This is a genomic window from Thalassotalea sp. 1_MG-2023 (assembly GCF_030546745.1).
In the GTDB taxonomy this organism is placed as follows: domain Bacteria; phylum Pseudomonadota; class Gammaproteobacteria; order Enterobacterales; family Alteromonadaceae; genus Thalassotalea_C.
On record NZ_JAUOPD010000007.1, the window covers coordinates 143,222 to 167,596 of the forward strand.

The following is a 24,375-nucleotide window of genomic DNA, read 5'->3' on the forward strand; positions in this document are numbered from 1 at the left end:
ACCGTTGTGAGCTTACAGTCTAAAAAATTAAAAAAACAAAACACATATACAGGTTTTTCATGAACAACAACCTTTTTGTCACCAAGCGTAACGGTAAGAAAGAACCCATCGATTTAGAGAAAATTCACAAGGTAATTGCCTGGGCTGCTGAGAATTTAGAAAATGTCTCTGTTTCACAGGTCGAATTGAAATCTCATATCCAATTTTATGATGGTATTAAAACGGAAGATATTCATGAAACCATCATAAAGTCTGCCGCAGATTTAATTTCTGAAGAAACACCTGATTACCAATATTTGGCAGCCCGATTAGCTATCTTCCATTTACGTAAAAAGGCCTACGGACAATTTGAGCCACCAAAATTATATGAACATGTGGTAAAGCTTGTTGAGTCAGGTCGTTACGATCAACACATATTGGCTGATTATACCCCAGAAGATTTCGAAGCGATGGAGCAATTCATTGATCATCGTCGTGATTTAAACTTCAGCTACGCTGCTGTTAAACAACTTGAAGGTAAGTATTTAGTACAGAATCGCGTAACCGGAGAAATTTACGAAAGTGCGCAATTCTTATATGTATTAGTGGCCGCGTGTTTATTTGCAAAATATCCAGCCGACACAAGACTCAGTTACATCGAAGGTTTTTATAACGCAATTTCGATGTTTAAGATTTCATTGCCAACCCCTATTATGGCGGGCGTTCGCACCCCTACTCGTCAGTTTTCATCATGTGTATTGATTGAATGTGATGATAGCTTAGATTCTATAAATGCCTCTTCTAGTGCCATTGTAAAATATGTATCGCAACGCGCCGGTATTGGTATTAATGCGGGCAATATTAGAGCATTAGGTAGTGCAATTAGAAACGGTGAAGCATTCCACACAGGTTGTATTCCGTTTTACAAACACTTTCAAACAGCGGTTAAAAGCTGCTCTCAAGGTGGCGTTCGCGGCGGAGCAGCTACGCTATTTTATCCTTTATGGCACTTAGAAGTTGAAAGTTTACTGGTATTAAAAAATAACCGTGGTGTTGATGAGAACCGTGTTCGTCATCTTGACTACGGTGTTCAATTTAACAAATTGATGTACCAACGTTTAATTAAGGGGGAACACATTACGTTGTTCAGCCCTAGCGACGTACCAGGTTTGTACGATGCATTTTTCGCAGATCAAGAAACGTTTGAAGCGTTATATGTTAAATATGAAGCTGATGAATCAATTCGCAAGAAGCGCATTCAAGCCATTGAACTGTTTAGTTTGTTTGCTCAAGAACGTGCAAGTACAGGTCGTATTTATTTGCAAAATGTTGATCACTGTAATACACATAGTCCATTTGAACCAAGCCAAGCTCCTATACGTCAAAGTAACTTGTGTCTTGAAATTGCGCTACCAACTAAGCCTTTAAACGATATTAATGATCCTGAAGGTGAAATTGCATTATGTACGTTATCAGCATTTAATTTAGGCGCTATTGAAAGTTTAGATGAGCTAGAAGGTCTTGCCGACCTCGCCGTACGAGCATTAGATAGCTTATTAGATTATCAAGATTACCCTGTTCCAGCTGCTTACAATGCAACCATGGGGCGAAGAACACTTGGTATAGGTGTCATTAACTATGCTTATTATCTAGCTAAAAATGGCGTGTACTATTCAAATGGCAGTGCGAATAACCTAACTCACCGTACTTTTGAAGCGATTCAATTTTATTTATTGCAGGCATCAAATAAGCTTGCAAAAGAGCAAGGTGCTTGTCCTAAGTTTAATGAAACGCGCTTATCTCAAGGTATTTTACCAATTGATACTTACAAAAAAGAGATCGACAAAATCACCAATGAGCCTCTGCAGCTAGATTGGGAAGCGCTACGCGAAAACATAAAGCAATATGGTGTGAGAAACTCAACGTTATCAGCCTTGATGCCTTCTGAAACATCATCGCAAATTTCTAATGCCACCAACGGCATTGAACCACCGCGAGGTTTGATCAGTATTAAAGCAAGTAAAGACGGCATTTTAAAACAAGTTGTACCCGAATATGCCACATTAAAAGATAATTATGAGTTACTTTGGAATATTCCAAACAACGAAGGTTATTTACAGCTTGTTGGTATTATGCAGAAGTTTATTGATCAAACTATTTCAGCGAATACTAATTACGACCCTGCTAAATATGAAGGCGGTAAAGTGCCTGTTAAGCAAATCATCAAAGATTTATTAACCGCTTATAAATTGGGTGTTAAAACACTTTACTACCACAACACCAGAGACGGTGCTGCGGACGGACAAGTAGAAGCAGAAGACGATGGCTGTGAAGGCGGCGCGTGTAAAATCTAAGTGCTAATAGCCACAAGTAATGTGGCTATTTTTTAACGACAATATTTCTGAAGAATTTAACGAAACAGCTTACTGAATAATAACACTAAAAGCTGCTTCAAGGAGCAATAAATGACCTATAGTACCTTTAACCAAGTTCCCAATAACCCATTGCTAGAGCCAATGTTTCTGGGTAACAGTGTTAATGTTGCACGCTATGATCAGCAAAAGTTTTCCGCGTTTGAAAAACTGATTGAAAAACAACTTTCATTCTTTTGGCGTCCAGAAGAAATTGATGTGTCTAAAGACCGAGCTGATTGGCAAGGGTTGACCAATTCAGAAAAGCATATTTTTATTTCCAACCTTAAATATCAAACGTTACTTGATAGCGTAGCTGCTCGCTCAGTTAACGCGGTATTATTGCCTATTGTTTCTTTACCTGAATTAGAAACGTGGATCGAAACGTGGGCCTTTAGTGAAACCATTCACTCTCGATCATATACACATATTTTACGTAATTTATTTACTGACCCAAGTGAAGTATTCGACGATATTGTTGTTAACCCAGCAATATTAAAACGCGCTTCTAGCATTGCAAAATACTTCGATCATGTCATCGTTACAACGCAATTAATGCAGGCGCAAGGTGAAGGAACCTACGAGGTAGACGGCGAGCAATTAGAAGTAAGCATGCGTAAGTTAAAAGAGCGCTTGTTTCTTGCTATATGTTCAGTAAACGCACTTGAAGCTATCCGCTTTTATGTGAGCTTTGCTTGCTCTTTTGCCTTTGCAGAACGTGAACTTCTTGAAGGAAATGCTAAAATCATCAAGCTTATCGCTCGTGATGAAGCATTACATTTAACAGGTACTCAGCATATTTTAAATAATTGGTTTTCTGGCAAAGATGATCCAGAAATGAAAGAAATTGCTCATGAATTAAAAGATGAGGGATTACAAATATTTTTAGATGTTGTAGAGCAAGAAAAAGAATGGGCGCAATACCTATTCAAAGATGGCTCAATGATCGGATTGAATGCTGAAATACTAAATCAATATATTGAGTATATTAGTAATCAGCGTTTAGCGGCTATAGGCTACGAAATGCCATTCTCTATTAAAAGCAATCCATTACCATGGATGAATGCTTACCTTGTTAGTGACAACGTGCAAGTTGCTCCACAAGAAACGGAAATATCAAGTTACTTAGTTGGCCAAGTAGATTCGGCTGTTTCAAGTGATGATTTTGATGATTTTGATTTGTAATAACCCCTTAATACGCCATAGCTTACTTTGCTATGGCGAACTGCCCTACTTTTATTATGTCTAAGCCTCCTGCTAAAATCGTAACTGCAAATCAACAAGACATTGAATATCAAGATCAAGATAAAACCCTGCTAAATTGCTTAGAAAAACACGATGTTGAAGTACATTATCACTGTAGAGATGGCTTTTGCGGCGCCTGCCGAGTGACATTAAAAAAAGGCCAAGTACTTTACCCTCAAGGGGAGCCTTTAGCCTTTGTTGGCGACAACGAAATACTGCCTTGTTGTTGTATTCCTGCCAGTAACATTGAAATTGAAATTGATTAAAGTTTATCGCTTAATTTAGCAGTTATACCACTAACCACAATATCGAGTTGTTCTGCTACCGGTGAGAATAAAACGTTATACTGATTCGAATTATGTTCATTAATCGCGACATCTAGGTGTTTACAGTACTCATATAAGCTCATCGCTCCTATTGAACAAGAAACCCCTTTTAACGTATGTACAAGTGACTTTAGTGATTCGTAGTCGTTATTTTCAATGGCTTGCGCGATCCTTTCTTTATCTTTGCCATGATCTTGACAAAACATCACCAAAATCTCTTCAAACAGTTCTTCATCACCTAATACATTATTCACACCAATTTCATATTCAATGCCTGGGTATTTTCCTTGCTCAGTTTCACTGGTTACTACATTAGAGGCTGACAAGCTATCATTTGTATCATCAATCATCATGGTATTTGTATCACCTTCAATATTTTCATCTAAAATGGTTTGGTTTCTGCCCGATTGTTTAGCATTATAGAGCGCTTCATCTGCGACATGCATTAGTTCATCAAAGGACATAGTTTGAGGATTTTGACAAGTAACCCCAACGCTTACCGTAAGGGTAAATTCTTTGGTGTAGTCTTTATACTCGACTTTCATAGCGTGTTTTTCTAGCATCGTTCTACATCGCTCACATGCTAGGTAAGCATCGTCAATTTCTGTACCAGGCATACACACAGCGAATTCTTCACCGCCTACCCTACCAACAATATCATAATCGCGGAAACAGTCTTTGAGAATGTCAGCAAACTCTTTTAGTGCAATATCACCAGCTTCGTGACCGTAGGTATCATTAACCTTTTTAAAATAATCAAGATCTAACATTGCAACGGAAATTGGCTGATGCTTACGCTTTGCTTGACTGAGCACCGAACTAACTAACTCTTTAAAGCTCCCTCTATTATGTAGCCCTGTTAAACTATCCGTTCTTGCGAGTTGCTCGAGCTGTTTAGTTTTTTCCATAAAGCGTAAAGAGTTTCTTATTCGTGCAAGTAACACGCTTGGAATATACGGCTTTGTTACATAGTCGTCAGCGCCATTTTCTAATGATGACACTATCGCTTCTTCTTGACCTGAAGCAGATAACATAATGACTGGGATATTTTTAAAATCGCGACTATTTTTAAGTGTTTCTAAAAACGTTAATCCTGACATTTCTGGCATGTGCATATCCAATAAAATGAGATCAACATTTAATTCTTCAAGTAATGATAACGCTTGCTCGCCAGATTCTGCCGTTAAAACTTCATACCCTGATTCAGATAAATCAAACTCTAATAGCATTAATGTGTCTTTAGCATCATCAATAGCCATAACCGTATACTGATCGTTTTTAATCATTTATGTACCTGTTTTTGCAGAGTATTAACATTGATAATGCTAGAAAAATAGCTACTATTCAATTCGTTTATCATACTCTATTTGAATTTTTTACTTTATTGTATAAATCTTGATAAACGTTTTCTAAGTGCTGGGTCAGTATTACCATTTGATTATAATCGACTTTGTTAATAATAGCGGCCTCAATTTGCCTTGCTACCTTACCCAGTTTATTAGCGCTCAAATTAACACTCATACCCTTTAATTTATGTATATTTACCATCACGCTTGCCATATCATTTTCTTGAACCGCTTTATTAATTTCTTGTATAAGTAATGGGGCTTCCTCAAGGAAAAACGATTGTAATCTCTTGGCAAGCTTTTCATTATGTTGTATTCGTCGATAAAATTGAGCCTTATCCCAAATATCGTTCTCGCGAGTATCGTCTTGGTTAACCTCAAAATATTGGGAAACTGATGTAACCTCCTGTTCCGATACTTCGTTTTCTTGCAACCTTGCGCCTAACCAATAACATAATTTCATTTGCAATACATCTGAATCTACCGGTTTGGTTGCATAATCGTTCATTCCCGCCGATAAACACTTTTCTCTATCACTAGCTAAGTCGCTAGCTGTCATGGCTATAATAATAATATTTTGATTGTTTTTACCTGCCTTTCCTCGCCTGATCGCTTGTGTGGTCTGATAGCCGTCAAGGATCGGCATTTGGCAGTCCATAATAATAAGATCATACTGGTCTTTATCAACACAGGTTGATAATAAATTAAGCGCTTCCTGACCATTATTAACAGTGGTTGCATTTACATTCATGTTAGATAACACACCCTTTAATACCATTTGATTGATACGATTATCTTCAACAATCATTATATTCATTGGTTTATCATGTTTATCTGTAGATGAAATTTGATGCATGTTTTATTGTTTTTCTTACCGTCTGTATACTTTGCGTTATGTTAAAACGCAATAGTTCATTAAATATAGCAGCACGGGCTAATGTATTTAATAAACATTACAATTATTATCGCCATACATAAGTTGCTTGAACTTGATTTCCTTGATCACTGTACTGTAGCGATTCACACAATTGACTTACAAGATGAATACCTCTACCGCTTAATTTTAACTCATGTTCAGCCTTATATTGCTGTTGTTTGCTAACAATGCCATGGTAATTTTTTACATTAAAACCGTTACCGCTATCAGAAATAGCGATAATAATACGCCCACCTGAGATAAGCGGATAATAGCTTAAATTAACTTCTACAAATCCTTCGGTAAGAGATTTTAAACGCTGTTCACGTTCTAAAAAGTACTCCGCAAAACCATCAGCACTTGATTTCATTGTAGAGTCTAAACCTAAGACGCCATGATCAAGTGAATTAACAAATAACTCGGTCAAAATGGTTAATAAACTTTGCCAATGCTCTGCGCTTCCTTCAAGTTCTTGTATCTGGTTCATTGCGATGGGAATAGGATTAACACGAGAGAGCCTGCTACCCATTAATTTAAGCCGCCAATGCCATGCCGCGTCTATATTAGTATTTGTCTGGTCAGGTTCACTTGCTACTTGTGAAGTATTAATAACATGAGGTTGTTGCCAACCGCCACATGGAATGTCGATTAGGGAAAGGTCATCTTCTTGTGGCATTTCTTGACAAAATTGATTGACGCTCTTTAATACTTCTTCTGTGATGTTTCCATGAGAAATCCCTGCCGATACCACACGTTCAAACCGCTCAATATCAAACATTTCGCCTTGTGGATTACGTGCCTCGATAATTCCATCACTAATTAACACTACACGATCGGTTTCTTCAACAGATATAACCGACAAGCTCGCATCGTTTATTAAAGCTGGTAGCACACCAATCGGTGGGTGTTGAGAAGGTACACGCTGTTTAATCCCCCCTGATTGATCAAAAATATACGCATCGGGTATACCAGCATTAAAGATATAAACGGTATTTTCATGACTAGATACCGTCACAAATGCTGCTGCTAAAAATAGATCAGTCGGTAATAGTTGATGTAATTGCTGGTTTACCTGACTAATGATCTCTAATAGCGTGAAGCCTTTTTTCGTCATCGTGCGAAAGGTTTCAGAGAGTGGTATTGCGCCTATAGATGAGCGTAAACCGTGACCAGTGAAATCTCCTAATAGCACATTTACATCGCCATTAGGGCAACGTGCAGTGAGTTGTACATCACCACTAAATAACGTAGCTGCTTTCTTAAGAATACCTATTTTATCTTGGGCAAAATTTCTAGCTTCAATGACACCTGACATCAATTGTTCTGCTAGTTCGACATCTTTTTGCTGTGCTAGCTGTAATACTTTGTTCTTGGTAATTAAGTCGCTAATACGTTGTATTGATTTTATTTTTGCTTTAAATACCTCGGGAGAAAACGGCCTGACTAAAATACCATCGCCACCTGCTTCAATACTTTCGATATAAGCTTGATCTGTTGCCATACTGGTGATAAAAATTAATGGACATAAGCTATTTTCATGGGTCAATGTTTTTATTTTTCTTGCTGCTTCATATCCATTCATCACAGGCATATTGATATCCATCAATATAAGATCAGGCTGATACTTGATATACATTGAAACTGCTTGAGCACCATCATCGGCGCAAAGCACGTGATAGCCCTCTTCTTTTAGCAGAACACCAAGTACGGTACGTTGCATTTTTGAGTCATCAACAACGAGAGCAAGCTTTGCATTACCCAACACTTGGCTCATATTAACGCTCAATTGTCATCAAGCGATGAAACTGTGCTATTTCCAAAATTTTATTGACCGCATCATTCGGTTTAAAGATTTTTAATTGTCCTGATACATTTTCAACATGATCTTTAAGTAATAAAATCATCCCTAAAGCCGAGCTATCCATATAAGATGCTTTTGACAAATCTAATATAAATAAACTTCCAGAGGCATTTTCATTAACATAAGCACTTTTAAACGCTTGATGAGCAGAAAAGTCGAATCGTTCTTCAACTGAAATGGTAACGACTTTGTTGTCAGCAGAAACTTGTTTTTTAACGTTCATGGTTATCCCTATATCCGTTGGCTAGAATAATGCAGCCGCATGGTATTCTTTAATAGAACAGAATATTTACGTTTAAATCTCATGGCGTATTATTTTCTCATTTTGTACACATTCTAAAGGTTGAGTCAAAGCATTGTTTTTTCCTTTTACACAATAACAATAAAGCGACTAGCCTGCCTACCCGTGATCACCTCTTAATGATAATAAAGAAGATTTTCCCTGCCTTATTAATACACTAGAAACAATTATGTATTAACACTGAAACGCCACAACCGAAATCATTTTATACTGTATACGATATTTCATTGTGACGATTATCGTGGCATAATCCTGCCCTTGCTTAAATCGACAATGTAGAGTTAAAAATCATGACAATTGGAATTGGCGGCTCAACAGCCGAAATTGAATTAGAGAAGCTTAAAAGTCTTGCTCCTACTATGCCTGGTATTTCCATTGAAGAGTACCAAGCACGAATAAATAAAGCGACTGAGCTAATGTCAGCTAACAACATTGACGCAGTTTACTTAAACGCAGGCACAAATCTTCATTATTTTACCGGTACAAAATGGTATGCAAGCGAACGCTTAGTAGGTGCCCTTTTAACTAAAAATGGCTCAGTAACTTACATAGCACCCCATTTTGAAATTGACACTTTACGTCAACACATGGTGATTGAAGGCAATGTTCAAGGGTGGCATGAGCATGAAAGTCCTTTTCAATGTTGCGTAGACACCCTTAGCGATATCGTACCTAATTGCAAAACATTAGCCATTGACGAATCTACTGCTTTTTTCATCTCAAATGGTATTCAAAAGGTCGCTAATAACCTTGAACTTATTGATGCAAAGCCAGTTACCGCGGGTTGCCGCATGCAAAAATCTGATCACGAAATAGCAATATTACAAACAGCGATGAACATGACGTTAGAAGTGCATAAAGCTGTTGCAAAAATTCTTCGTGTTGGTATTACCACACAAGAAGTGGAAGCATTTATTGATCAAGCTCATCGCGCAGTTGGCGCAACGAGCGGTTCTTATTTTTGCATCGTGTTATTTGGTCAAGACTCTTCTTATCCTCATGGCGTAAAAACCCCGAAAAGTCTTGAGCAAAATGATATGGTATTGATTGATACTGGCTACCAACTTCATGGCTATAATTCTGATATAACAAGATCCTATGTGTTTGGTGAAGCAACCGACAAGCAGCGAAAAATGTGGCAAGTAGAAAAGGATGCGCAAATTGCCGCCTTTAATGCCGCACATATTGGTAAGCCTTGCGGTGTTGTTGATATTGCCGCCCGTGATTTCCTTACTAGCCAAGGTTTAGGCCCTGACTATCAAACACCGGGTTGTCCACATCGTACAGGCCATGGTATTGGATTGGATATTCACGAGTGGCCTTATTTAGTAAGAAGTGAGCAAACACCATTAGCACGAGGTATGTGTTTTTCTAATGAGCCTATGCTGGTGTTTCCACAAGAGTTTGGTATTCGCTTAGAAGATCACTTTTATATGACAGAGCAAGGAGCTAAGTGGTTTACAGAACCTGCTCACAGTATAAGTAACCCTTTTGGGTATCCACAAAGCGAAAAATAAATGCGCGTTAGTGTATGAAAGACGTTATAGCGTAAATAAGCGGGTTTTATTTCTACAATTAAAGTTTGGAGATCTAGCCCGCTTTTAGATAGAATCTTTATTATCAGTCAACAACAAACTTTCGTATGCACGCATTTTTAGAATACCTTCCACTTATTGTTTTCTTTATTGTTTGGAAAATAGCCGGCATTTATTGGGCAACAGGTGCGTTGATTATCGCTTCTGCTATCCATCTTTTATCGTTTGTTATCCGTAAACAACCGATCCCGAAAAGGCAATGGGTTTTCTTCGGACTTATCGCTATTTTTGGCGGCCTAACAATTTTTTTCCAAAACGACCAATTTCTCAAATGGAAGGTAACAATCATTAATGGTTTATTTGCCAGTGTACTTATTATCAGCGATACCTTTTTTGGTAAAAACCTGATCAAACAATTAATGGGTGAGTCTTTAGCTCTTCCTGAAAAAATTTGGAAAAAATTAAACCTATCTTGGGCAATATTTTTTGCGCTTTGTGCGATACTCAACTTATATATCGCGTATAATTATTCTCAAGAATTTTGGGTGAATTTTAAAGTATTTGGTTTAATGGGCATGACGTTTGTTTTTGCTATTTCAACCATTTTTGCTATTTATAAATATTTACCTCAAGAAGAATCAGAATCCCCAAAAGATCCAAAGTAAGAGATATTAAATGTATTATTTGATCTATAGTGAAGATATAGAAAACAGCTTAGCATTAAGAATGACCGTTCGAGATAAACATTTAGCACGATTATCTTTGCTCCAAGAACAAGGCCGATTATTAGTGGCGGGTCCTTGCCCTGCGATTGATAGTGAAAACCCAGGAGACGCTGGTTTTACGGGTTCATTAATCATTGCAGCCTTTGATAGCCTTGAAGCAGCACAAACATGGGCAAATGATGACCCATACATTGATGCCGGCGTGTATAAAAATGTTACCGTTAAACCTTACAAAAAGGTATTACCTGCGTAATGAAGCTAATACGTAAATATACACATTATTCACTGCTATGCATTGCAAGCATCATTAGTTATCAAGCAAGTGCTGTGAATGAAAAAACAATTGAAGATTGTGAACAAAACTATAACAAGGTTGACGAACTTTCAATGTGTTTTGACAGTGTAAAAGAAAACGTAGATAAAGAAATGCAAACGTGGATTAATAACCAAACATTTGTGTTGGAAGAATTTTCTATTGTTACTGGTCGAAGAGCGGCATTAAATATGTTTAAGCGTTCACAACGTAACTTTATTACTTACCGCGAGAATAACTGTCGGTGGCAATATTTACATATTTCACCAGACAAAAAAGCAGCTTCCGCCTACAAAAAATGCTATATCTTGTTAACGAAAAGCCGTATTAACGAACTTAGTCGTCTTAACTAAATCATCAAATTCACGATATTTCCTCTTGCATTCATGATGCCCCCTAACATTATGAAACTTGAATGCTATTTGTATTAATTGATAACAGATTGAATTTTTGCACATTTAAATTAAACCTCGTAATCGCCTTAAAAACAAACATTTCACAATCGAACGTGTTATTACCATGACAACCGTATTGACGATTTTTGATCTTAAATACACGTTGTGGCTATTGAATACTTCTCATAAAGAAAAGCTGAAATATTAAAAAGTATACCTTTCGCTAACCCTCAAAAAAATTGAGATATTTTTCTTGATTTACGTTAAAAATACATATACTGTTGTTTTATACAGTATATGTACAGGTGAACAGTATGAGCAATTTAACAACCGTTTTAACAACAACTAAGCGCCAATTACACTGGCTTAATGTGCAATCAATTCATGAAGTTAATCAAGCATCGATGCAATATGTAGATATATGTCAGCGACATGCGTCTCACAAAAAATGGGTACTTTTAGTCAATCCAGAAGGTGAAGCGATTGCAGCATTAAATGACCTACCTCATTTAGATAAAAGCAAAATTTTGAAAGTAAATACCACCAAGACTCCTGTCAGTTTTGACAATATTAAATCTGCATTATGCAAAGGAAACTGCTCAGCTGTCGTGTTATGCAACCCTTGCTTAAAACAACAGGAAATTGCAGAGTTACAAAAATACGCACGTTTAGGTAAAACAGAATGTGTGGTGTTAACAAACAATAAAACGATCCATTAACACTAGGTTGGTTGCAAATATTTCGAATCACCATAAAATAGCGCTCAATTCTATTTCAGGGTGATAGTGATGCTTTGTCTTTGTGGCAGCAAACAAAACGAAAACGCATGTTGTAAACCTATTGTTGAAGGCAGTCGAGTTGCCAATGTTCCAGAACAGCTAATGCGTTCTAGATTTTACAGCTATGCTGTGAAAAATGTTGACTACTTATGTAACACATATGCTTCAGCTCAAAAGGTGGCAAATTTAAAGGCTGAGGTTTCAGCATGGTGCCAACAAACTCAATGGTTAAAGCTCGTGATACATAATGCTAAAAACATTTCACGAGAAGAATTCATGCAAAGATCGCTTAACGCTCAGCCCTCGACTTTACCAACGGTGACCTTTACCGCATTTTTTATCGTTGATGATATGTATTGTCAAATGTCTGAAAAATCACGCTTTACTGTTGAAGATAACCAATGGCGATATGAATCTGGTGACATTATAGAGCAAGTTGAGATTGAAAAATTAACACGAAATTCTCAATGTCCGTGCGAAAGTGGGAAAAAATACAAACGCTGCTGCATGATATAGAAAATACTCAAACAGAGGCAACAGTGTTATGACATAAGTAAACCCACAGTAAAGTTGAAACTAGAGAGTCACCTATCATGCGTTATGATTACTCAATTACACAGTAAAGGATAGCGTGGAATCTAATTGTGTTACGTTGTAACAGCTCAAATACAACGTAACTAACGCTCTTTAATGATTATTGAATGAAGTAGCCAACCGCACGCCACTGCCCACTACTCTTACTTAATGTTACCGTTTCAACCGCTTCCTTTTTATTGGAAAAGCTCGTTTTATATTGGATCACTATATAATCGCCTTTAGGCATATTTGGTAATGAATCATATTCTTTGTGGGTTAAAACTTCACGTGAGTTCACCTTTCCCAAAGGAGTACGAACACCTTTGAGTGCCTCATCCCATTTTTGTTTGGCAAGTTGCTCTTTAAATAAAGGATCTGCTTCTTGCCAGCTTTTCGTGTAATTTGCTTTATCAATAATATTTAACCACGCTTTCCCTGCATCTAATGGCTCATTAGCCATAACTGACGCAGTAAAACATAAAGATAAGATTAACAAGAATTTGTTCATGATAATTCCTTTTCATGAGGCGTAAATCAACCTAAAAACAGTAGATTTACGTATTGAATTTAAACATTAAATTTTCAATATTAACGATAAACATCACACATTCTGAGCAAGCTTATTGTCTATTGATTCATCAAAAGGCTAACATAAAAAGAAAGCTCACCCAAGGTTAGTAATACCAAATGCTTAGTGATGATTATTATATCGCGGCTTTAACCGCTTTTTGGGCGTGAATATAAGTAGTATCGAGCAGGGTAACGCTCGTATCTTGTTGCTGAACTAACATACCTATTTCAGTACACCCTAATATTACAGCCTCTGCCCCTTGCTCAGCTAACGTATTAATTATTCTTAAATATTCCGCCTTAGACGCTGACAAGCACTTACCAAAACACAGTTCGGTATAAATAACATTATGAATAATCTGTCTATCACTTTCATTGGGAACAACTACTGATAAACCGTATTTTTCACTTAACCTGCCTTTATAAAATGGTTGCTCCATTGTAAAGGCTGTGCCCAATAACCCGACTTTTTTAATACCTTTGGCAACAAGAACCTCAGCAGTTGCATCTGCAATATGCAATACTGGAATTGCTATCGAAGCTTCAATTTGTGGTGCAACCTTGTGCATAGTATTAGTACAAATAAGTAAAAAATCAGCGCCTGCTGATTCAACGTTCTTCGCCGCATCTACAAGTATTTCCGCAGTGCCTTGCCAATCCCCCGAATGTTGTAATTTTTCAATCGGGGAAAAATCAACACTATACATTGCAATTTTTGCTGAATGTAAATCCCCCAGTTCAGCCCTAACTCCTTCATTGATCGCTTTATAATAACCTACTGTGCTTTCCCAGCTCATACCGCCTAATAGGCCAATTGTTTTCATAAGTTATCCTTCTTGAAACTCACTTGGATTTAATATGAGTTAAACAGTAAATACAATTTGAATAGCTAAGGCTACTTAACAAAAATCGATTAGGATTTTAGCGTCTATACTTGTAAAACTTGCGGTAGCACAATAGCATTAAAAATAACTCTATATGAATTGAACGTTGCGCCACCAAACACGTCACGATGCATTAAAAGCAGCCATTAACACGCATAATAAAACAGTTAGTACTAATGGTTATTTTGACATTGCCTGTTCAGCTTTAATTGTTTTTTTCACTTGCTGATTAAAAAAACCGACAGAAAATGGCCTAAACTTTTTACTAATTTCTTTTAGTTCTTCATTATTTAAAATTGCATCAACCGATAAACCTTGCGCACTGAGCTCGGCTATTTTGCTATACCACAAGGTTGCTTTTTGTTTAAAACTTGAAAGCTCTGATTTTTGAGCCGTCAAGCGTCCATGAGCCGTAACGATATTTGTTGATTCATTTGCTAATAAGAGAGCTTTATTAATAATGCTAAACTGTCCTTTACTACCACCAACATAAGCATGTGGATATGTTTTATGCATATACGTATCGCCCATGAAAATTGTATTACTGTTACGAAAATGAATAAGAACGTCATCAGCGGTATGAGAAATAAAAGGGTATAAATCTATTGTGTCGGTTCCTAGCTCTAGTGAGTGTTTTTTGTCCGTCGTTATTCGCGTGTTATTTTCATGAAAGATACCGTTTTTATTTGAAATAATCGTAGCACCAAGTTCCATATAAAATGAATTTGCACCGGTATGATCCCTATGACTATGTGTATTTAGTACATACTTAATGGGTTTTGTTGTTATTTTTTTGATCGCATTCACTAACTTTTCATTATTAGATTTACCAACCACAGGATCAATTAACACAGTATACGCCTCACCTATATACACCCCAACATTGGTGTTTGAATTATTAGATTTAACGACAAACAAATGTTCCGTTAATTGTTGACTCGTAAAATTAGCCAATTGCTGAAAAGAATTTCCAGCGGCAATACCAGCCCAACATACCGCACTTAATAGAAAACTCAATATAGTTTTGATAAGTCTCTCCTTGATTATTATTATGTATTAGCTTTAATTTAATTCTCGCTCAAAAAACATACAGTACCATATCAAATAAAAGGTAAAAATACATAGCCAATTATGAACGTCTACTTTTTAATGCTAGAAGTCAAAACATTAGGGTTACTTTTCAAACGTATTTCTTTTTATTAAGACTATTGAGCTTTCGCGTTTATTTTTGCAGCGGTTTATTGATATTTAGAAAAGGCATTGCGATTAATGTGGAGTTATTCCGCATGAAAAAGCAATAACGGACTATTAGTGAAAAAAGCCACCCTTTGGGCTCAACTAAATTTAATTTCAAAAGGTCAACAAGCTCTAATAAAAGTCGTTAATTGTTCACACTGAGAAGTACATATAAAATTGCCGCCACCGAACTTAAAGCACTACGCATTCCATGTAAACGTCCCCACTTTTTCAATAAAACGTCATTTTCACTCTGAGTTAAAGAATTATTCGCATCAAGTAACTGGTTATTTGTTGGCATTATGGCAATAAAAGTGAACGGGACTACCAGAAAAATGAACAAAGCTCCGACAAACCATAAAGTATTTCCAGAATTAACGCCTAAAACTATTCCCATTATTGTGGCAATTATCGCTAAAGAGGCCTGTAAAACAGCTGCACGTCGATAACTTGGTCCAAAAACAGTCATGGCTAGTTCTGTTCCACAGGCTAAGCGAGCTGGGTGCTCTACTACATTGATATAAATCGCAATCCCAGCAAAAATTACACAAGACAGAATAGCGATAATTTCAATAATGAACATTTAACCTCCTAAGAAAACACCTTTATGCAACAGCTTGTTATTTAAAGAGCAAAAATAATTCCGCAGTAGAGTTGTACTCAGCAGTGTAACTTGCGGCACATCCGATCCTCTTCTTGCGTTAGCGTAGTAGAAAATACAACATCATGCTTAAAAACATCAATAATGATAGAAGTTACATACAGATAATTACTAAGTAGAAGGTTGATTTTCAACAAAAAGATAACAATTTTATTCATGTTTTTTTAGCTCTTCTTCGTACAACCAATTACTAACAAGATCACAATGTTCATTTACTGACGCTTTTCCACTAATGATCAAATCAGCACTTTTTCTTACTTGATCTGTTACTGCTATATAAATATCCCTTAAGTGATCTTCATATTTATTAAGATAATCGAAAAGAGTCTCTGTTGAATGAGAGTGTTCCATATGTCTTTTTATAATACGTGCTAGACACAGCTCTAACGGGGGATCTAATAACACAACGATGTCAATAAAGCTTGAGATAGCATCACGTTGCTTACCAAAAGGTTCTTCAATAAAAATATAGCGACTGTTGTTGGTTAATTGTAACTGTTCCAACGATCTGACTAACATTGGTGTTTTAATCAATGAGACGTCTGCACCACTTTGTAACCATTGTTTCATATCATCAGGGTATGTGTTTGTATCTTTATGATCATCAAACAATAAATATGGGCAACTGAGTCTACTTGCTAACTGTTTTACTAAGGCTGTTTTACCAGAGCCCGAAGCCCCGCTTAACGCGACAACTTTTGGTCTTTTCATACTGTCTCATTGTTGTAGATAAAGTATCTGTCGCTATATTTTTGATTATCTTCACGTTACTAGGATCTGTGGCACTCAATAATATAAATGCGGTACTAAGCTTAAATTAATTTTTCTAAGTATTCTTTTAAGACATGTGCATGACTATATTTTTTATCTTTAGCACCATACAATAAAATAAGGTTTTTATGACTTACACTTTCTAAACATTCTTTCGCTTGTTCTTTGTTTTCACTTAACTCGCTCATGTATTTTTTTCTAAAGTCGTTCCACTTCTCTGGCTTATGATCAAACCATTTTCGTAGCTCGCTACTGGGGGCTAAATTTTTCCAATGATCATCAAGCTTTGCTTCGTCTTTAGATATGCCGCGAGGCCATAAACGGTCAACAAGAGCATGAAAACCTTGTGGTAATTCGTCTTCATAGATACGGTGGATTTTAATATTCATGTATCCTCCAACTTTATCGTTAGTTAAAAAAAACATTATAAAACTTAACGGTTGAAAGCCTTATAAACTACTTTGATATATCAGCCGCAAACTAATCGTGTTTGTTGTTTACACGCAGATTGAGATTGCTCAATAGATTCGCCACCCATACAAAAATCTAACCGTAAGACTCTTTCTTCAGAAGCCGGTTTAGTTGTTTCTGGTGTTGGTAGCCATTTCCAGTTATTAATTAATTTACGTGAATGCCTTCCAATGTGCTTATTTGGTACAGAGCTAATAACTTCTATGTTCTCAGCTTCACCTTTTTCGGAAATCGTAAACGATAATACTGAACACCCCTTAAGCCCAGAGCGAGCAAGTGCTATAGGATATCTAGGAGTATTTTTATTTTCACGTTGCCAAATAGCGTTACTCGGTGGGGAAATATGCGTAAGCTGAACGTCAGCATAAAATTTTTTCGCAATACTATTCGTTGAAAATAATGCAAGAGTGATAGCGATTAACGTTAACATTTTCATATTCAATCCTTTGTAAAATGCTTGATATACATAAAAATTCTGTTGTTATTCATCCATAAAATGTCTTATTTATTTCAACATTAAAGGTGACTAGTTCGAAGTTTTACTATTGATATTTAAAGCCTACCCTAACACTTATCAACCTTAAAAATAAAGCGTCATCCTCAACGAAATATTAACCGACTAGGTAACAATAAAAACGGTAAAACATTAAGGTTTTGTACGACTAGCTAACGCTTTTTTATATTTGTATTCAGTTATATACCATACGGTAACACCAAATAAAAAACCTGCAACAGGCCAAGCAATATAGTGAATTATGGCCGCTTTAGATGAAAAACCCTCTGCATAAGGTTTGGTCACAAAGGCCATCATGATAAACATTGGCAAACCATAAGATAAAACACCGCTGATCAAGATAAAATTCAATTTGCCTTTTGAGCGTGTAGCCCCCCATGCTTTAAATTGCTTATCTTTCATCTAACTAACTCCTCATTATTAAATGGCAAACGGTGAGTATTATTAGCCATTGTGGAACTATTACGAACAAAAACCTATTATTCGAAATTATATTGATTCATTAGATCAAATTTACAGATTCAGTTCAATCATTTATCCTTTACTACAGTGATAATTGAGATGAATAAAATCTGGTCCATTAATGCTCAAATCACGTCTATTCTCCCTAAAGTCAATTCCATTAAGGACAATTAACACGTGCTCAACCCTCTTAAACTACCTTTAGCTGCGAAAATATTAATCGCGATGTTTCTTGGATTAGCCTTTGGTAGCCAATACACCATGCATACCAGTATTGACTCAATCGCCAACGGTTTTGTCATGCTATTACAAATGACAGCCTTACCTTATATTGCATTGGCCCTGATAGTGGGGATTGGTGGCTTATCGCCTGCCAAGGCAAAATCAACCTTACGTTTTAGTGTACTGGTACTTTTAGGGTTTATTTCAATCAGTGTTTTCTTCATTTTATTAACCTCTATTGCCTTTCCTGATTGGGAAAATGCCTCGTTTTACAGTGCGAGTACCATCAAACCGCAGCCAGAATTCAGCTTCATTGAACTATTTATTCCATCGAATCCTTTTAGCGCTTTTGCCAATGGTGTGATCCCTGCGGTGGTTTTATTCAGTTTATTAGTGGGTGTAGGGTTGATGACCATAAAAGGCAAACGTCATACGTTATTGGTACTAACCAGCCTTCAAACGTCTTTAGCTAATATTGCTAGCTTAGTGATGAAATTAGCACCAATTGGTATTTTTTGTATTGGTTACCGTGCTGCAGCAACGCTAGACCCCTCATTATTAGAAGGATTGACCGTATATATCGTTACAACCGTTATCTTGGTGGTACTGTTAGGCTTTATTATTTTTCCAGCAACTGTGGCTATTATCACACCATTTAGTTATCGACAAACGGTGAATATTTGTCGTGTAGCAATGATCACTGCCTTTGCTACAGGCAGCTTTTTTGCAGTATTACCTGCTATTATTGAACACACCAAAAAAGCATTAGCAGAATTAGAAGATTGCCCATCTGAGGTAATTAAAATTCCAGGTATTATCGTACCCATTGTGTTTAGCTTGCCCGTTGGCGGCAAACTGTTGGCATTATTGTTTACTTTGTTTTCGGCTTGGTTATCGGGCGCGTATATTTCAACCGACGATTACTTCAACCTCATCATTTTTGGTGTTCCACAGCTTTTTAGTAATGCGACCGTAGCCATGCCAAGCTTGCTAGAATTATTTAATGTCTCTAGTGCTATGTTTGAGCTGTTCTTAGTGGCTGAAAATCTCATTGTTGGCCGTTTAAGTGCCCTACTTTCAGTGAGTTTTGCCGTATGTTTTCCTTTAATTATTGCTTGTCATTTCGCTAAAAGAAATCAAATAAAATGGCGTTATTTAATTCGAAACGCGATCGTAATACCCTTGATAGCAATCACAAGCTTTATGGTATTAAAAGTCAGTTTTGAACAATTAAGCTTGCAATATCAAGGTTACGATAAATTTATTCAACGTGATTTAATCTTTACCACTACACCATCTCGTTATCTTACTGAGCCTGAAGAAAGCATAAACGACACTGAATCATCAAGTGATGTTTTAACTCGAATACAACAAAGAGGCTTTATTCGCGTTGGCTATTTTCGCGATGATTTACCGTACTCTTTTCACAATGATAAAGGCAAACTGGTTGGCCACGATATTGAGATAATCAACTTACTCGCAGCAGATTTAAATGTTGAGATTGAATACGTTAGAATTTTTCACCATCAAACAAAATCACTCCTTGCTTCTGGTTATTTAGATATAACCACCGGCATTCCGGTTATTCCCGACAATATGAAGCAGTTCACGCTTACTAAGCCTTATTCAACGCAACCTATTGCTTTGCTCGTTAAATCAGAGCGCCGTGAAGAATTTACTCATTGGCAAAAAATTTTCGATAACAACAAACTCATTATCGGCATTCCTGAAACCTTTTTTTATAAAGACAAAGTTCAGCATAGCTTCGTTAACACCACTGCATGGGAAATTTCTACACCACGTTTATTTTTTAAAGAAAAGTATCAGCATATTGATGCAATGTTATTTGGTGCCGCAGCTGCTTCAGGTTGGACGTTATTACACCCAGACTACACTGTAGTTGTTCCAAAACCTGTTAGACCCCCTCTTTTTATGGCCTTCCCTATTAATAGGTACGATCACGATTTTGAACAATTTATGGCCAATTGGATTGCGATGAAAAAACAAAATGGTACTTTGTCTATTATTTTTGATTATTGGATCGAAGGAAAGAAAGTTGCGCCTAAAATTGCGGCGAATGCATTGAATAAAAATTAAATCAATAATCATCATTGACGTAAAAGTAGTGAGTTTAAAGAAAACTCACTACTTTAGTACTTTTAGCTTTACGTAATTGGCGTTTTGTCTTTTAAATAAAAATAACCAAAAAATTGCACTACGCCCCAAGCGAGCTCAGGCACGAAAAACAGCCACAATACGCCCGTTACGTCATATGCTAAAAGATAAAACAACATATTAAACGAAAACAAAAACCTAGCGAAGCTGTCATATAGGCCAAAAATAGGCTTTGGCCTTGTTATTCTAAGCACTGACCAAACAAGAACTAAGCTCCCCATTAAATTCACAAAAAATAAATGTAAAGGTAGAAACTCAGGCATTAAACCAGAAAATGAAAATTGTGTGTGAATGCTGAATAGCATATTAATACTCAACACCACCAAAATAGGAAACGCAAAACCAAACGTCACAATCACATCATAAATAGCGCTAGCTTTAACTATTTTTCTATAGGTAAGATTATTCATAACACCCTCTTTTACAACTCATCATTAAGTTAGTTAAAGAGTGTAAACGTTACCCTATAGGTCAGAGTCAACCTAACAGTCAGTATTCTTTAATTCGTTCTGTAACGCTAAAAGCTGCTCATCCATTCGCTGTAGTTTTTTAAACTCGGTATTTATCTGATCTCGCTTCATACTTATCGCTTTGATTATCACCGATGCGGGTAAACCTCTTTTTATATTAACCCCTTGCATAAGTAACTTAAATTCTGAAAGCTTAAAACCTAAATCTTGTGCTCTTTTGATCTGCTTAACAGTTTCAACATAGGTATGATCATAAATTCTATAATTACCTTTTCGACTTGGCTCAGGTATCAAACCGATTGACTCGTAAAATCTAATAGTTTTAGGTGTTGTTCCAGTTAATGCCGCAAATTTTCCAATGTACATTGCTTTACCTTATTTCTATTACATTATTGAGGGAAGATCAATTAAAGGCTAAAAATGACTTATTAGTTTTATCAGAGCTTAACTTTTTGCTTTTTAAAGTACCAAATCATTATTGGTATTTCGATAATTGCGTAGATTACTAAAGTAAACCAAAACCAATTAGTGTTTAACACTAATAAGTTAAACTCATGCCCTGTACCCCAATAATTTAAGCCTACAACTAAAAACGCAAAGCCTGATGCAAATAGATCATAAAATGATATTTTATTAAAGCTATTCCCAGCTAGTTTTGGATAAATCGATAAGTACGAAACTAATATAATAACTAAATTAAGTAATATTATTGATAACTCAGGTGACCCCATTTACGTTAAAACTCCTTCAAAAACCAAAGCTTGGTTTAGAAAAAATACAATACGCTAAAATTAATAAATACAAGTATGAGCCAACTATAAGTTGTTCTGCTTGTTTTACTTAATAAGTTCTGAGCATTATCTCTAAAGTTTAGCGAAATACTAACCTTGAAAACAACTAAAACAATAAAGAAAGGCACAATTACACATCCTAAAAATTACCAAATTTTTATTAAGGACTACTTTCACCCACAACTCTTTATATCTGCGCAGAATATTAAAGGAAGATGTTGTCAACGGAGCAACAAGAAATTGCGGTAGCAAATTAAATGTAGTGATAGTAAAGTCAGCCACTATTCACTCTTTTATCAATGATTCGTAGTTTACATGTCGTTTAGTTAATTTTGCTAAAACGTCCACGTTCGCACTAGTTATGAGCGTAACGGAAAATCAGTCCGACAACATTTCATTTCAACGGTTACCTTTTGAATAAACACGGTAGGCCACCGCCATTATTAGACATATAAACGCAGGGATTAATAAGGCTTTAAATATAAATTCACTGTAAAGCAATGCACCTGAAGTACCGCCTAAAATAAAGCCAAAAATAATAAATAAAAATAGCTTTGCCTTTCGCCTATCAAGCGCTTGTCCTCTAAAAATAGAACCCAGCATTATTCCAAGATCGGTAAAAATACCAGTGACATGCGTAGTTCGAATTATTGCTCCACTATATGTTGTGGCAAGCGCATTTTGAAGGCCACACGCAGCCGAAGCAAGAAAATGACCGTAAAAAGATCCTGATATTAAAAACCATGTAGACACACACAATAAAATAGCCTCTATGAGTAGCGCTGTATCGTAATGCTTGCCTAATTTTAGCGTTGAGCCATGTAGTAAAAAACCAGCGATACATGCGCCAGCTAAAAATGAAAACAAAATACCTACAAGGTGAAATACTTTTTGAAATGAGAGATTTGGCACCTCAGTACCAAGTAAGGTGGCAGTACCTGATAAATGAGACACAGACTGGTGCTCAAAACCAAGAAGACCGATTGCATTAATACAACCCGCAATCACGGCCAAAAAGAAAGCGCCAAGCTCAACCCATTTTGGTAATTGAGAAATCAAAGTCAGAATTCTCCTTTACAACTAGACATAATGACTCACCAAGAGGCTAGCCTGCATTATCGTAGGTTAACTTAAAAAGCTAAGCCAAAATTAGCTTATTCAATGATTAAAAATCAGAGGTTAACGTGTACAAACATAACATATTTTTCATAGACTTAGATACCCATAAATCATTCCACAATTAACAGTCCTAAAAAAATCGCGATGCTAGGCCATGATAACTATCGCCGAATAAAAGCAGCTAAGTCACCGTCCGTAAAACTAGTACGATAGTTCCAGTGTAAGTATCGAAAGGCGACATTTCATTGCATCATAAAAAGAGATTAAAGGAAGGTCGCACTACGCAAGAAATATGCTGAAGTCTGCTATGTGCTAGCAACGGTAATAATTAACGATAAGATTTTGTAATAATGTGGAACTGTGATGCTAATTTACTTAAGTCAAAACCGCCTTAGCCATGTCAACATGATAACCGACGAATTTACTTGCTTCTTCTATGTGTTAACGCATTTTATTTTAAAGGTAATAATAATGTCTTTGATTTATTGTTCCAAGTTCAGTGTATTTAACTTGACACGGTGACTCAAACCAATGTCTCATTTCAGGGCTGATAATTGTTTGCTAAAAAGTGAACTGGGCAAAACCGAATAAACTGTTACGTGTTCAACTTGAACACCCTTATTAGCCATTGGAATTACAATAACGAGCTATTTATATTTCTTTTTTCATAACGCCAGAAAATTCTAACCGGCCTTCGAGTTCACGAAAATCTACATTCACAAGTTCCCAACCTTCTGTGCCAAGTTTATTAAGGTATGCTTCTACGTCTTCACGCTTCTTACCTTTAAATAACCCCGCTGAATCGACGTCTTTAGAATCTACAATTTTATATTTATACTTTCTCATAAGTTTTCCATAACCTACTTAATTTTGGGAATGCCTAACACTTCTCAAATGGGTACATAAACTTGATTAAAATAAACGACTAAAGAACAAAAACTAACTGTTAGTTGCTCTTCTTGAGTGGCTTATTAAACGGTTTCACTCTGAATTATTATTTTGGGTTTTACAGCGTTTACTTTGACTAAAAAGAACTAAACTAATAGAAATAATTGCGAAGCCAATACTAGCGAAAACGGGACTAAGATTACTATTTTCAGTTGAATAAAAAGCCCCTGCTGTAATCAAAAATAAAACACCAGATAAAAAATATAGATAAATAAATTTAACGTTTTTCATAATTACCCCTCCATATTAAAAACTAATGTAATTAAAAATTACTCCATTAGCAATTATGTACAAATTCTTTAAACCGTATAAAGGCTAAAAATAACTTGTTTATTTTATTCAGAACTTAACTTTTTGCTTTTTAAAGTACCAA

At 36.2% G+C, this 24,375-nt stretch carries 27 protein-coding genes; 10 read left to right on the top strand and 17 right to left on the bottom strand.

What is annotated here, in order from left to right; translation table 11 throughout:
• Window positions 1-59: 59 nt before the first annotated feature.
• The 3 genes from nrdA (at window position 60) to yfaE (ending at window position 3,901) form a co-directional block, all read left to right on the top strand.
• Window positions 60-2,333, top strand: coding sequence for a class 1a ribonucleoside-diphosphate reductase subunit alpha (gene nrdA, locus Q4489_RS08030; protein ID WP_303478819.1), 2,274 nt, complete (start codon window positions 60-62; stop codon window positions 2,331-2,333).
• A gap of 111 nt (window positions 2,334-2,444) precedes the next feature.
• Entirely contained in the window at window positions 2,445-3,575 is a 1,131-nt protein-coding gene (gene nrdB / locus Q4489_RS08035) for a class Ia ribonucleoside-diphosphate reductase subunit beta (protein ID WP_303478824.1), read from the top strand.
• A gap of 32 nt (window positions 3,576-3,607) precedes the next feature.
• A complete protein-coding gene (gene yfaE, locus Q4489_RS08040) occupies window positions 3,608-3,901 on the top strand; it encodes a class I ribonucleotide reductase maintenance protein YfaE (RefSeq protein WP_303478826.1) in 294 nt (97 codons plus the stop codon).
• On the opposite strand, the gene Q4489_RS08045 is transcribed toward yfaE, so the two are convergent.
• From Q4489_RS08045 to Q4489_RS08060, 4 genes are all read right to left on the bottom strand, one after another.
• Window positions 3,898-5,247: a diguanylate cyclase gene (locus Q4489_RS08045; RefSeq protein ID WP_303478829.1), complete on the bottom strand. Its 1,350-nt coding sequence runs from the start codon at window positions 5,245-5,247 to the stop codon at window positions 3,898-3,900. The two genes, yfaE and Q4489_RS08045, sit on opposite strands and share 4 nt — an antisense overlap.
• A 70-nt stretch (window positions 5,248-5,317) precedes the next feature.
• Window positions 5,318-6,163 (bottom strand): response regulator, encoded by an 846-nt coding sequence (locus tag Q4489_RS08050; protein WP_303478832.1) that lies wholly within the window; start codon window positions 6,161-6,163, stop codon window positions 5,318-5,320.
• Between the two features lie 106 nt (window positions 6,164-6,269).
• A complete protein-coding gene (locus Q4489_RS08055) occupies window positions 6,270-7,997 on the bottom strand; it encodes a fused response regulator/phosphatase (RefSeq protein ID WP_303478835.1) in 1,728 nt (575 codons plus the stop codon).
• A 1-nt stretch (window position 7,998) separates the two neighbouring features.
• On the bottom strand, window positions 7,999-8,307 hold the full coding sequence (locus tag Q4489_RS08060; protein ID WP_303478838.1) for an STAS domain-containing protein: 309 nt from the start codon (window positions 8,305-8,307) through the stop codon (window positions 7,999-8,001).
• Between the two features lie 368 nt (window positions 8,308-8,675).
• Between Q4489_RS08060 and Q4489_RS08065 the strand changes: the two genes are divergently transcribed.
• The 6 genes from Q4489_RS08065 (at window position 8,676) to Q4489_RS08090 (ending at window position 12,648) form a co-directional block, all read left to right on the top strand.
• Window positions 8,676-9,902 carry a Xaa-Pro peptidase family protein gene (locus Q4489_RS08065; protein WP_303478840.1) on the top strand — a complete coding sequence of 409 codons (1,227 nt, stop codon included), beginning with the start codon at window positions 8,676-8,678 and terminating at the stop codon, window positions 9,900-9,902.
• Window positions 9,903-10,027: 125 nt separating this feature from the next.
• Window positions 10,028-10,585 (top strand): septation protein A, encoded by a 558-nt coding sequence (locus Q4489_RS08070; protein ID WP_303478843.1) that lies wholly within the window; start codon window positions 10,028-10,030, stop codon window positions 10,583-10,585.
• A gap of 10 nt (window positions 10,586-10,595) precedes the next feature.
• On the top strand, window positions 10,596-10,898 hold the full coding sequence (locus tag Q4489_RS08075) for a YciI family protein (RefSeq protein WP_074499285.1): 303 nt from the start codon (window positions 10,596-10,598) through the stop codon (window positions 10,896-10,898).
• Window positions 10,898-11,311: a lysozyme inhibitor LprI family protein gene (locus Q4489_RS08080; protein WP_303478846.1), complete on the top strand. Its 414-nt coding sequence runs from the start codon at window positions 10,898-10,900 to the stop codon at window positions 11,309-11,311. Before Q4489_RS08075 ends, Q4489_RS08080 begins: the two co-directional genes overlap by 1 nt.
• Before the next feature lie 356 nt (window positions 11,312-11,667).
• Window positions 11,668-12,072 (top strand): hypothetical protein, encoded by a 405-nt coding sequence (locus Q4489_RS08085; RefSeq protein ID WP_303478847.1) that lies wholly within the window; start codon window positions 11,668-11,670, stop codon window positions 12,070-12,072.
• Between the two features lie 69 nt (window positions 12,073-12,141).
• Window positions 12,142-12,648, top strand: a complete 507-nt coding sequence (locus Q4489_RS08090; protein ID WP_303478849.1) for a YchJ family protein — start codon at window positions 12,142-12,144, stop codon at window positions 12,646-12,648.
• A gap of 178 nt (window positions 12,649-12,826) precedes the next feature.
• On the opposite strand, the gene Q4489_RS08095 is transcribed toward Q4489_RS08090, so the two are convergent.
• The 8 genes from Q4489_RS08095 to Q4489_RS08130 form a co-directional block, all read right to left on the bottom strand.
• On the bottom strand, window positions 12,827-13,216 hold the full coding sequence (locus tag Q4489_RS08095; protein ID WP_303478851.1) for a DUF4019 domain-containing protein: 390 nt from the start codon (window positions 13,214-13,216) through the stop codon (window positions 12,827-12,829).
• A 196-nt stretch (window positions 13,217-13,412) separates the two neighbouring features.
• Window positions 13,413-14,102, bottom strand: a complete 690-nt coding sequence (locus tag Q4489_RS08100) for an aspartate/glutamate racemase family protein (protein WP_303478854.1) — start codon at window positions 14,100-14,102, stop codon at window positions 13,413-13,415.
• 240 nt (window positions 14,103-14,342) lie between these two features.
• Window positions 14,343-15,179 (bottom strand): MBL fold metallo-hydrolase, encoded by an 837-nt coding sequence (locus tag Q4489_RS08105; RefSeq protein ID WP_303478857.1) that lies wholly within the window; start codon window positions 15,177-15,179, stop codon window positions 14,343-14,345.
• A 364-nt stretch (window positions 15,180-15,543) separates the two neighbouring features.
• Window positions 15,544-15,981, bottom strand: coding sequence for a DUF1772 domain-containing protein (locus Q4489_RS08110; RefSeq protein ID WP_303478860.1), 438 nt, complete (start codon window positions 15,979-15,981; stop codon window positions 15,544-15,546).
• Window positions 15,982-16,209: 228 nt separating this feature from the next.
• Window positions 16,210-16,770 (bottom strand): AAA family ATPase, encoded by a 561-nt coding sequence (locus Q4489_RS08115; RefSeq protein ID WP_303478863.1) that lies wholly within the window; start codon window positions 16,768-16,770, stop codon window positions 16,210-16,212.
• 101 nt (window positions 16,771-16,871) lie between these two features.
• Complete coding sequence (locus Q4489_RS08120; protein WP_303478865.1) at window positions 16,872-17,219, bottom strand: DUF488 domain-containing protein; 348 nt, start codon at window positions 17,217-17,219, stop codon at window positions 16,872-16,874.
• Between the two features lie 80 nt (window positions 17,220-17,299).
• The gene (locus Q4489_RS08125; protein ID WP_303478867.1) at window positions 17,300-17,737 is read right to left on the bottom strand and encodes an energy transducer TonB; all 438 of its coding nucleotides are present in this window, start codon (window positions 17,735-17,737) and stop codon (window positions 17,300-17,302) included.
• 210 nt (window positions 17,738-17,947) lie between these two features.
• Complete coding sequence (locus Q4489_RS08130) at window positions 17,948-18,217, bottom strand: hypothetical protein (protein ID WP_303478869.1); 270 nt, start codon at window positions 18,215-18,217, stop codon at window positions 17,948-17,950.
• A 237-nt stretch (window positions 18,218-18,454) separates the two neighbouring features.
• Between Q4489_RS08130 and Q4489_RS08135 the strand changes: the two genes are divergently transcribed.
• The gene (locus Q4489_RS08135) at window positions 18,455-20,596 is read left to right on the top strand and encodes a cation:dicarboxylase symporter family transporter (protein ID WP_303478871.1); all 2,142 of its coding nucleotides are present in this window, start codon (window positions 18,455-18,457) and stop codon (window positions 20,594-20,596) included.
• Window positions 20,597-20,664: 68 nt separating this feature from the next.
• Here the strand turns inward: Q4489_RS08135 and Q4489_RS08140 are convergent, their stop codons facing one another.
• The 5 genes from Q4489_RS08140 to Q4489_RS08160 all read right to left on the bottom strand — a co-directional run bounded on the left by Q4489_RS08140 (window position 20,665) and on the right by Q4489_RS08160 (window position 24,233).
• Window positions 20,665-21,084 carry a hypothetical protein gene (locus tag Q4489_RS08140; RefSeq protein WP_303478874.1) on the bottom strand — a complete coding sequence of 140 codons (420 nt, stop codon included), beginning with the start codon at window positions 21,082-21,084 and terminating at the stop codon, window positions 20,665-20,667.
• 72 nt (window positions 21,085-21,156) lie between these two features.
• The gene (locus Q4489_RS08145; RefSeq protein WP_303478876.1) at window positions 21,157-21,510 is read right to left on the bottom strand and encodes a MerR family transcriptional regulator; all 354 of its coding nucleotides are present in this window, start codon (window positions 21,508-21,510) and stop codon (window positions 21,157-21,159) included.
• An 824-nt stretch (window positions 21,511-22,334) separates the two neighbouring features.
• The gene (locus tag Q4489_RS08150; protein ID WP_303478878.1) at window positions 22,335-22,994 is read right to left on the bottom strand and encodes a YoaK family protein; all 660 of its coding nucleotides are present in this window, start codon (window positions 22,992-22,994) and stop codon (window positions 22,335-22,337) included.
• Between the two features lie 711 nt (window positions 22,995-23,705).
• On the bottom strand, window positions 23,706-23,900 hold the full coding sequence (locus Q4489_RS08155; RefSeq protein WP_303478881.1) for a DUF4177 domain-containing protein: 195 nt from the start codon (window positions 23,898-23,900) through the stop codon (window positions 23,706-23,708).
• Window positions 23,901-24,035: 135 nt separating this feature from the next.
• Window positions 24,036-24,233, bottom strand: coding sequence for a hypothetical protein (locus Q4489_RS08160; protein ID WP_303478883.1), 198 nt, complete (start codon window positions 24,231-24,233; stop codon window positions 24,036-24,038).
• Between the last annotated feature and the right edge of the window lie 142 nt (window positions 24,234-24,375).

Coding starts and splice junctions, on each gene's coding strand:
- nrdA (WP_303478819.1), top strand. CDS start 60: ATGAACAACAACCTTTTTGTCACCAAGCGTAACGGTAAGAAAGAACCC.
- nrdB (WP_303478824.1), top strand. CDS start 2,445: ATGACCTATAGTACCTTTAACCAAGTTCCCAATAACCCATTGCTAGAG.
- yfaE (WP_303478826.1), top strand. CDS start 3,608: ATGGCGAACTGCCCTACTTTTATTATGTCTAAGCCTCCTGCTAAAATC.
- Q4489_RS08045 (WP_303478829.1), bottom strand. CDS start 5,247: ATGATTAAAAACGATCAGTATACGGTTATGGCTATTGATGATGCTAAA.
- Q4489_RS08050 (WP_303478832.1), bottom strand. CDS start 6,163: ATGCATCAAATTTCATCTACAGATAAACATGATAAACCAATGAATATA.
- Q4489_RS08055 (WP_303478835.1), bottom strand. CDS start 7,997: ATGAGCCAAGTGTTGGGTAATGCAAAGCTTGCTCTCGTTGTTGATGAC.
- Q4489_RS08060 (WP_303478838.1), bottom strand. CDS start 8,307: ATGAACGTTAAAAAACAAGTTTCTGCTGACAACAAAGTCGTTACCATT.
- Q4489_RS08065 (WP_303478840.1), top strand. CDS start 8,676: ATGACAATTGGAATTGGCGGCTCAACAGCCGAAATTGAATTAGAGAAG.
- Q4489_RS08070 (WP_303478843.1), top strand. CDS start 10,028: ATGCACGCATTTTTAGAATACCTTCCACTTATTGTTTTCTTTATTGTT.
- Q4489_RS08075 (WP_074499285.1), top strand. CDS start 10,596: ATGTATTATTTGATCTATAGTGAAGATATAGAAAACAGCTTAGCATTA.
- Q4489_RS08080 (WP_303478846.1), top strand. CDS start 10,898: ATGAAGCTAATACGTAAATATACACATTATTCACTGCTATGCATTGCA.
- Q4489_RS08085 (WP_303478847.1), top strand. CDS start 11,668: ATGAGCAATTTAACAACCGTTTTAACAACAACTAAGCGCCAATTACAC.
- Q4489_RS08090 (WP_303478849.1), top strand. CDS start 12,142: ATGCTTTGTCTTTGTGGCAGCAAACAAAACGAAAACGCATGTTGTAAA.
- Q4489_RS08095 (WP_303478851.1), bottom strand. CDS start 13,216: ATGAACAAATTCTTGTTAATCTTATCTTTATGTTTTACTGCGTCAGTT.
- Q4489_RS08100 (WP_303478854.1), bottom strand. CDS start 14,102: ATGAAAACAATTGGCCTATTAGGCGGTATGAGCTGGGAAAGCACAGTA.
- Q4489_RS08110 (WP_303478860.1), bottom strand. CDS start 15,981: ATGTTCATTATTGAAATTATCGCTATTCTGTCTTGTGTAATTTTTGCT.
- Q4489_RS08115 (WP_303478863.1), bottom strand. CDS start 16,770: ATGAAAAGACCAAAAGTTGTCGCGTTAAGCGGGGCTTCGGGCTCTGGT.
- Q4489_RS08120 (WP_303478865.1), bottom strand. CDS start 17,219: ATGAATATTAAAATCCACCGTATCTATGAAGACGAATTACCACAAGGT.
- Q4489_RS08125 (WP_303478867.1), bottom strand. CDS start 17,737: ATGAAAATGTTAACGTTAATCGCTATCACTCTTGCATTATTTTCAACG.
- Q4489_RS08130 (WP_303478869.1), bottom strand. CDS start 18,217: ATGAAAGATAAGCAATTTAAAGCATGGGGGGCTACACGCTCAAAAGGC.
- Q4489_RS08140 (WP_303478874.1), bottom strand. CDS start 21,084: ATGAATAATCTTACCTATAGAAAAATAGTTAAAGCTAGCGCTATTTAT.
- Q4489_RS08145 (WP_303478876.1), bottom strand. CDS start 21,510: ATGTACATTGGAAAATTTGCGGCATTAACTGGAACAACACCTAAAACT.
- Q4489_RS08155 (WP_303478881.1), bottom strand. CDS start 23,900: ATGAGAAAGTATAAATATAAAATTGTAGATTCTAAAGACGTCGATTCA.
- Q4489_RS08160 (WP_303478883.1), bottom strand. CDS start 24,233: ATGAAAAACGTTAAATTTATTTATCTATATTTTTTATCTGGTGTTTTA.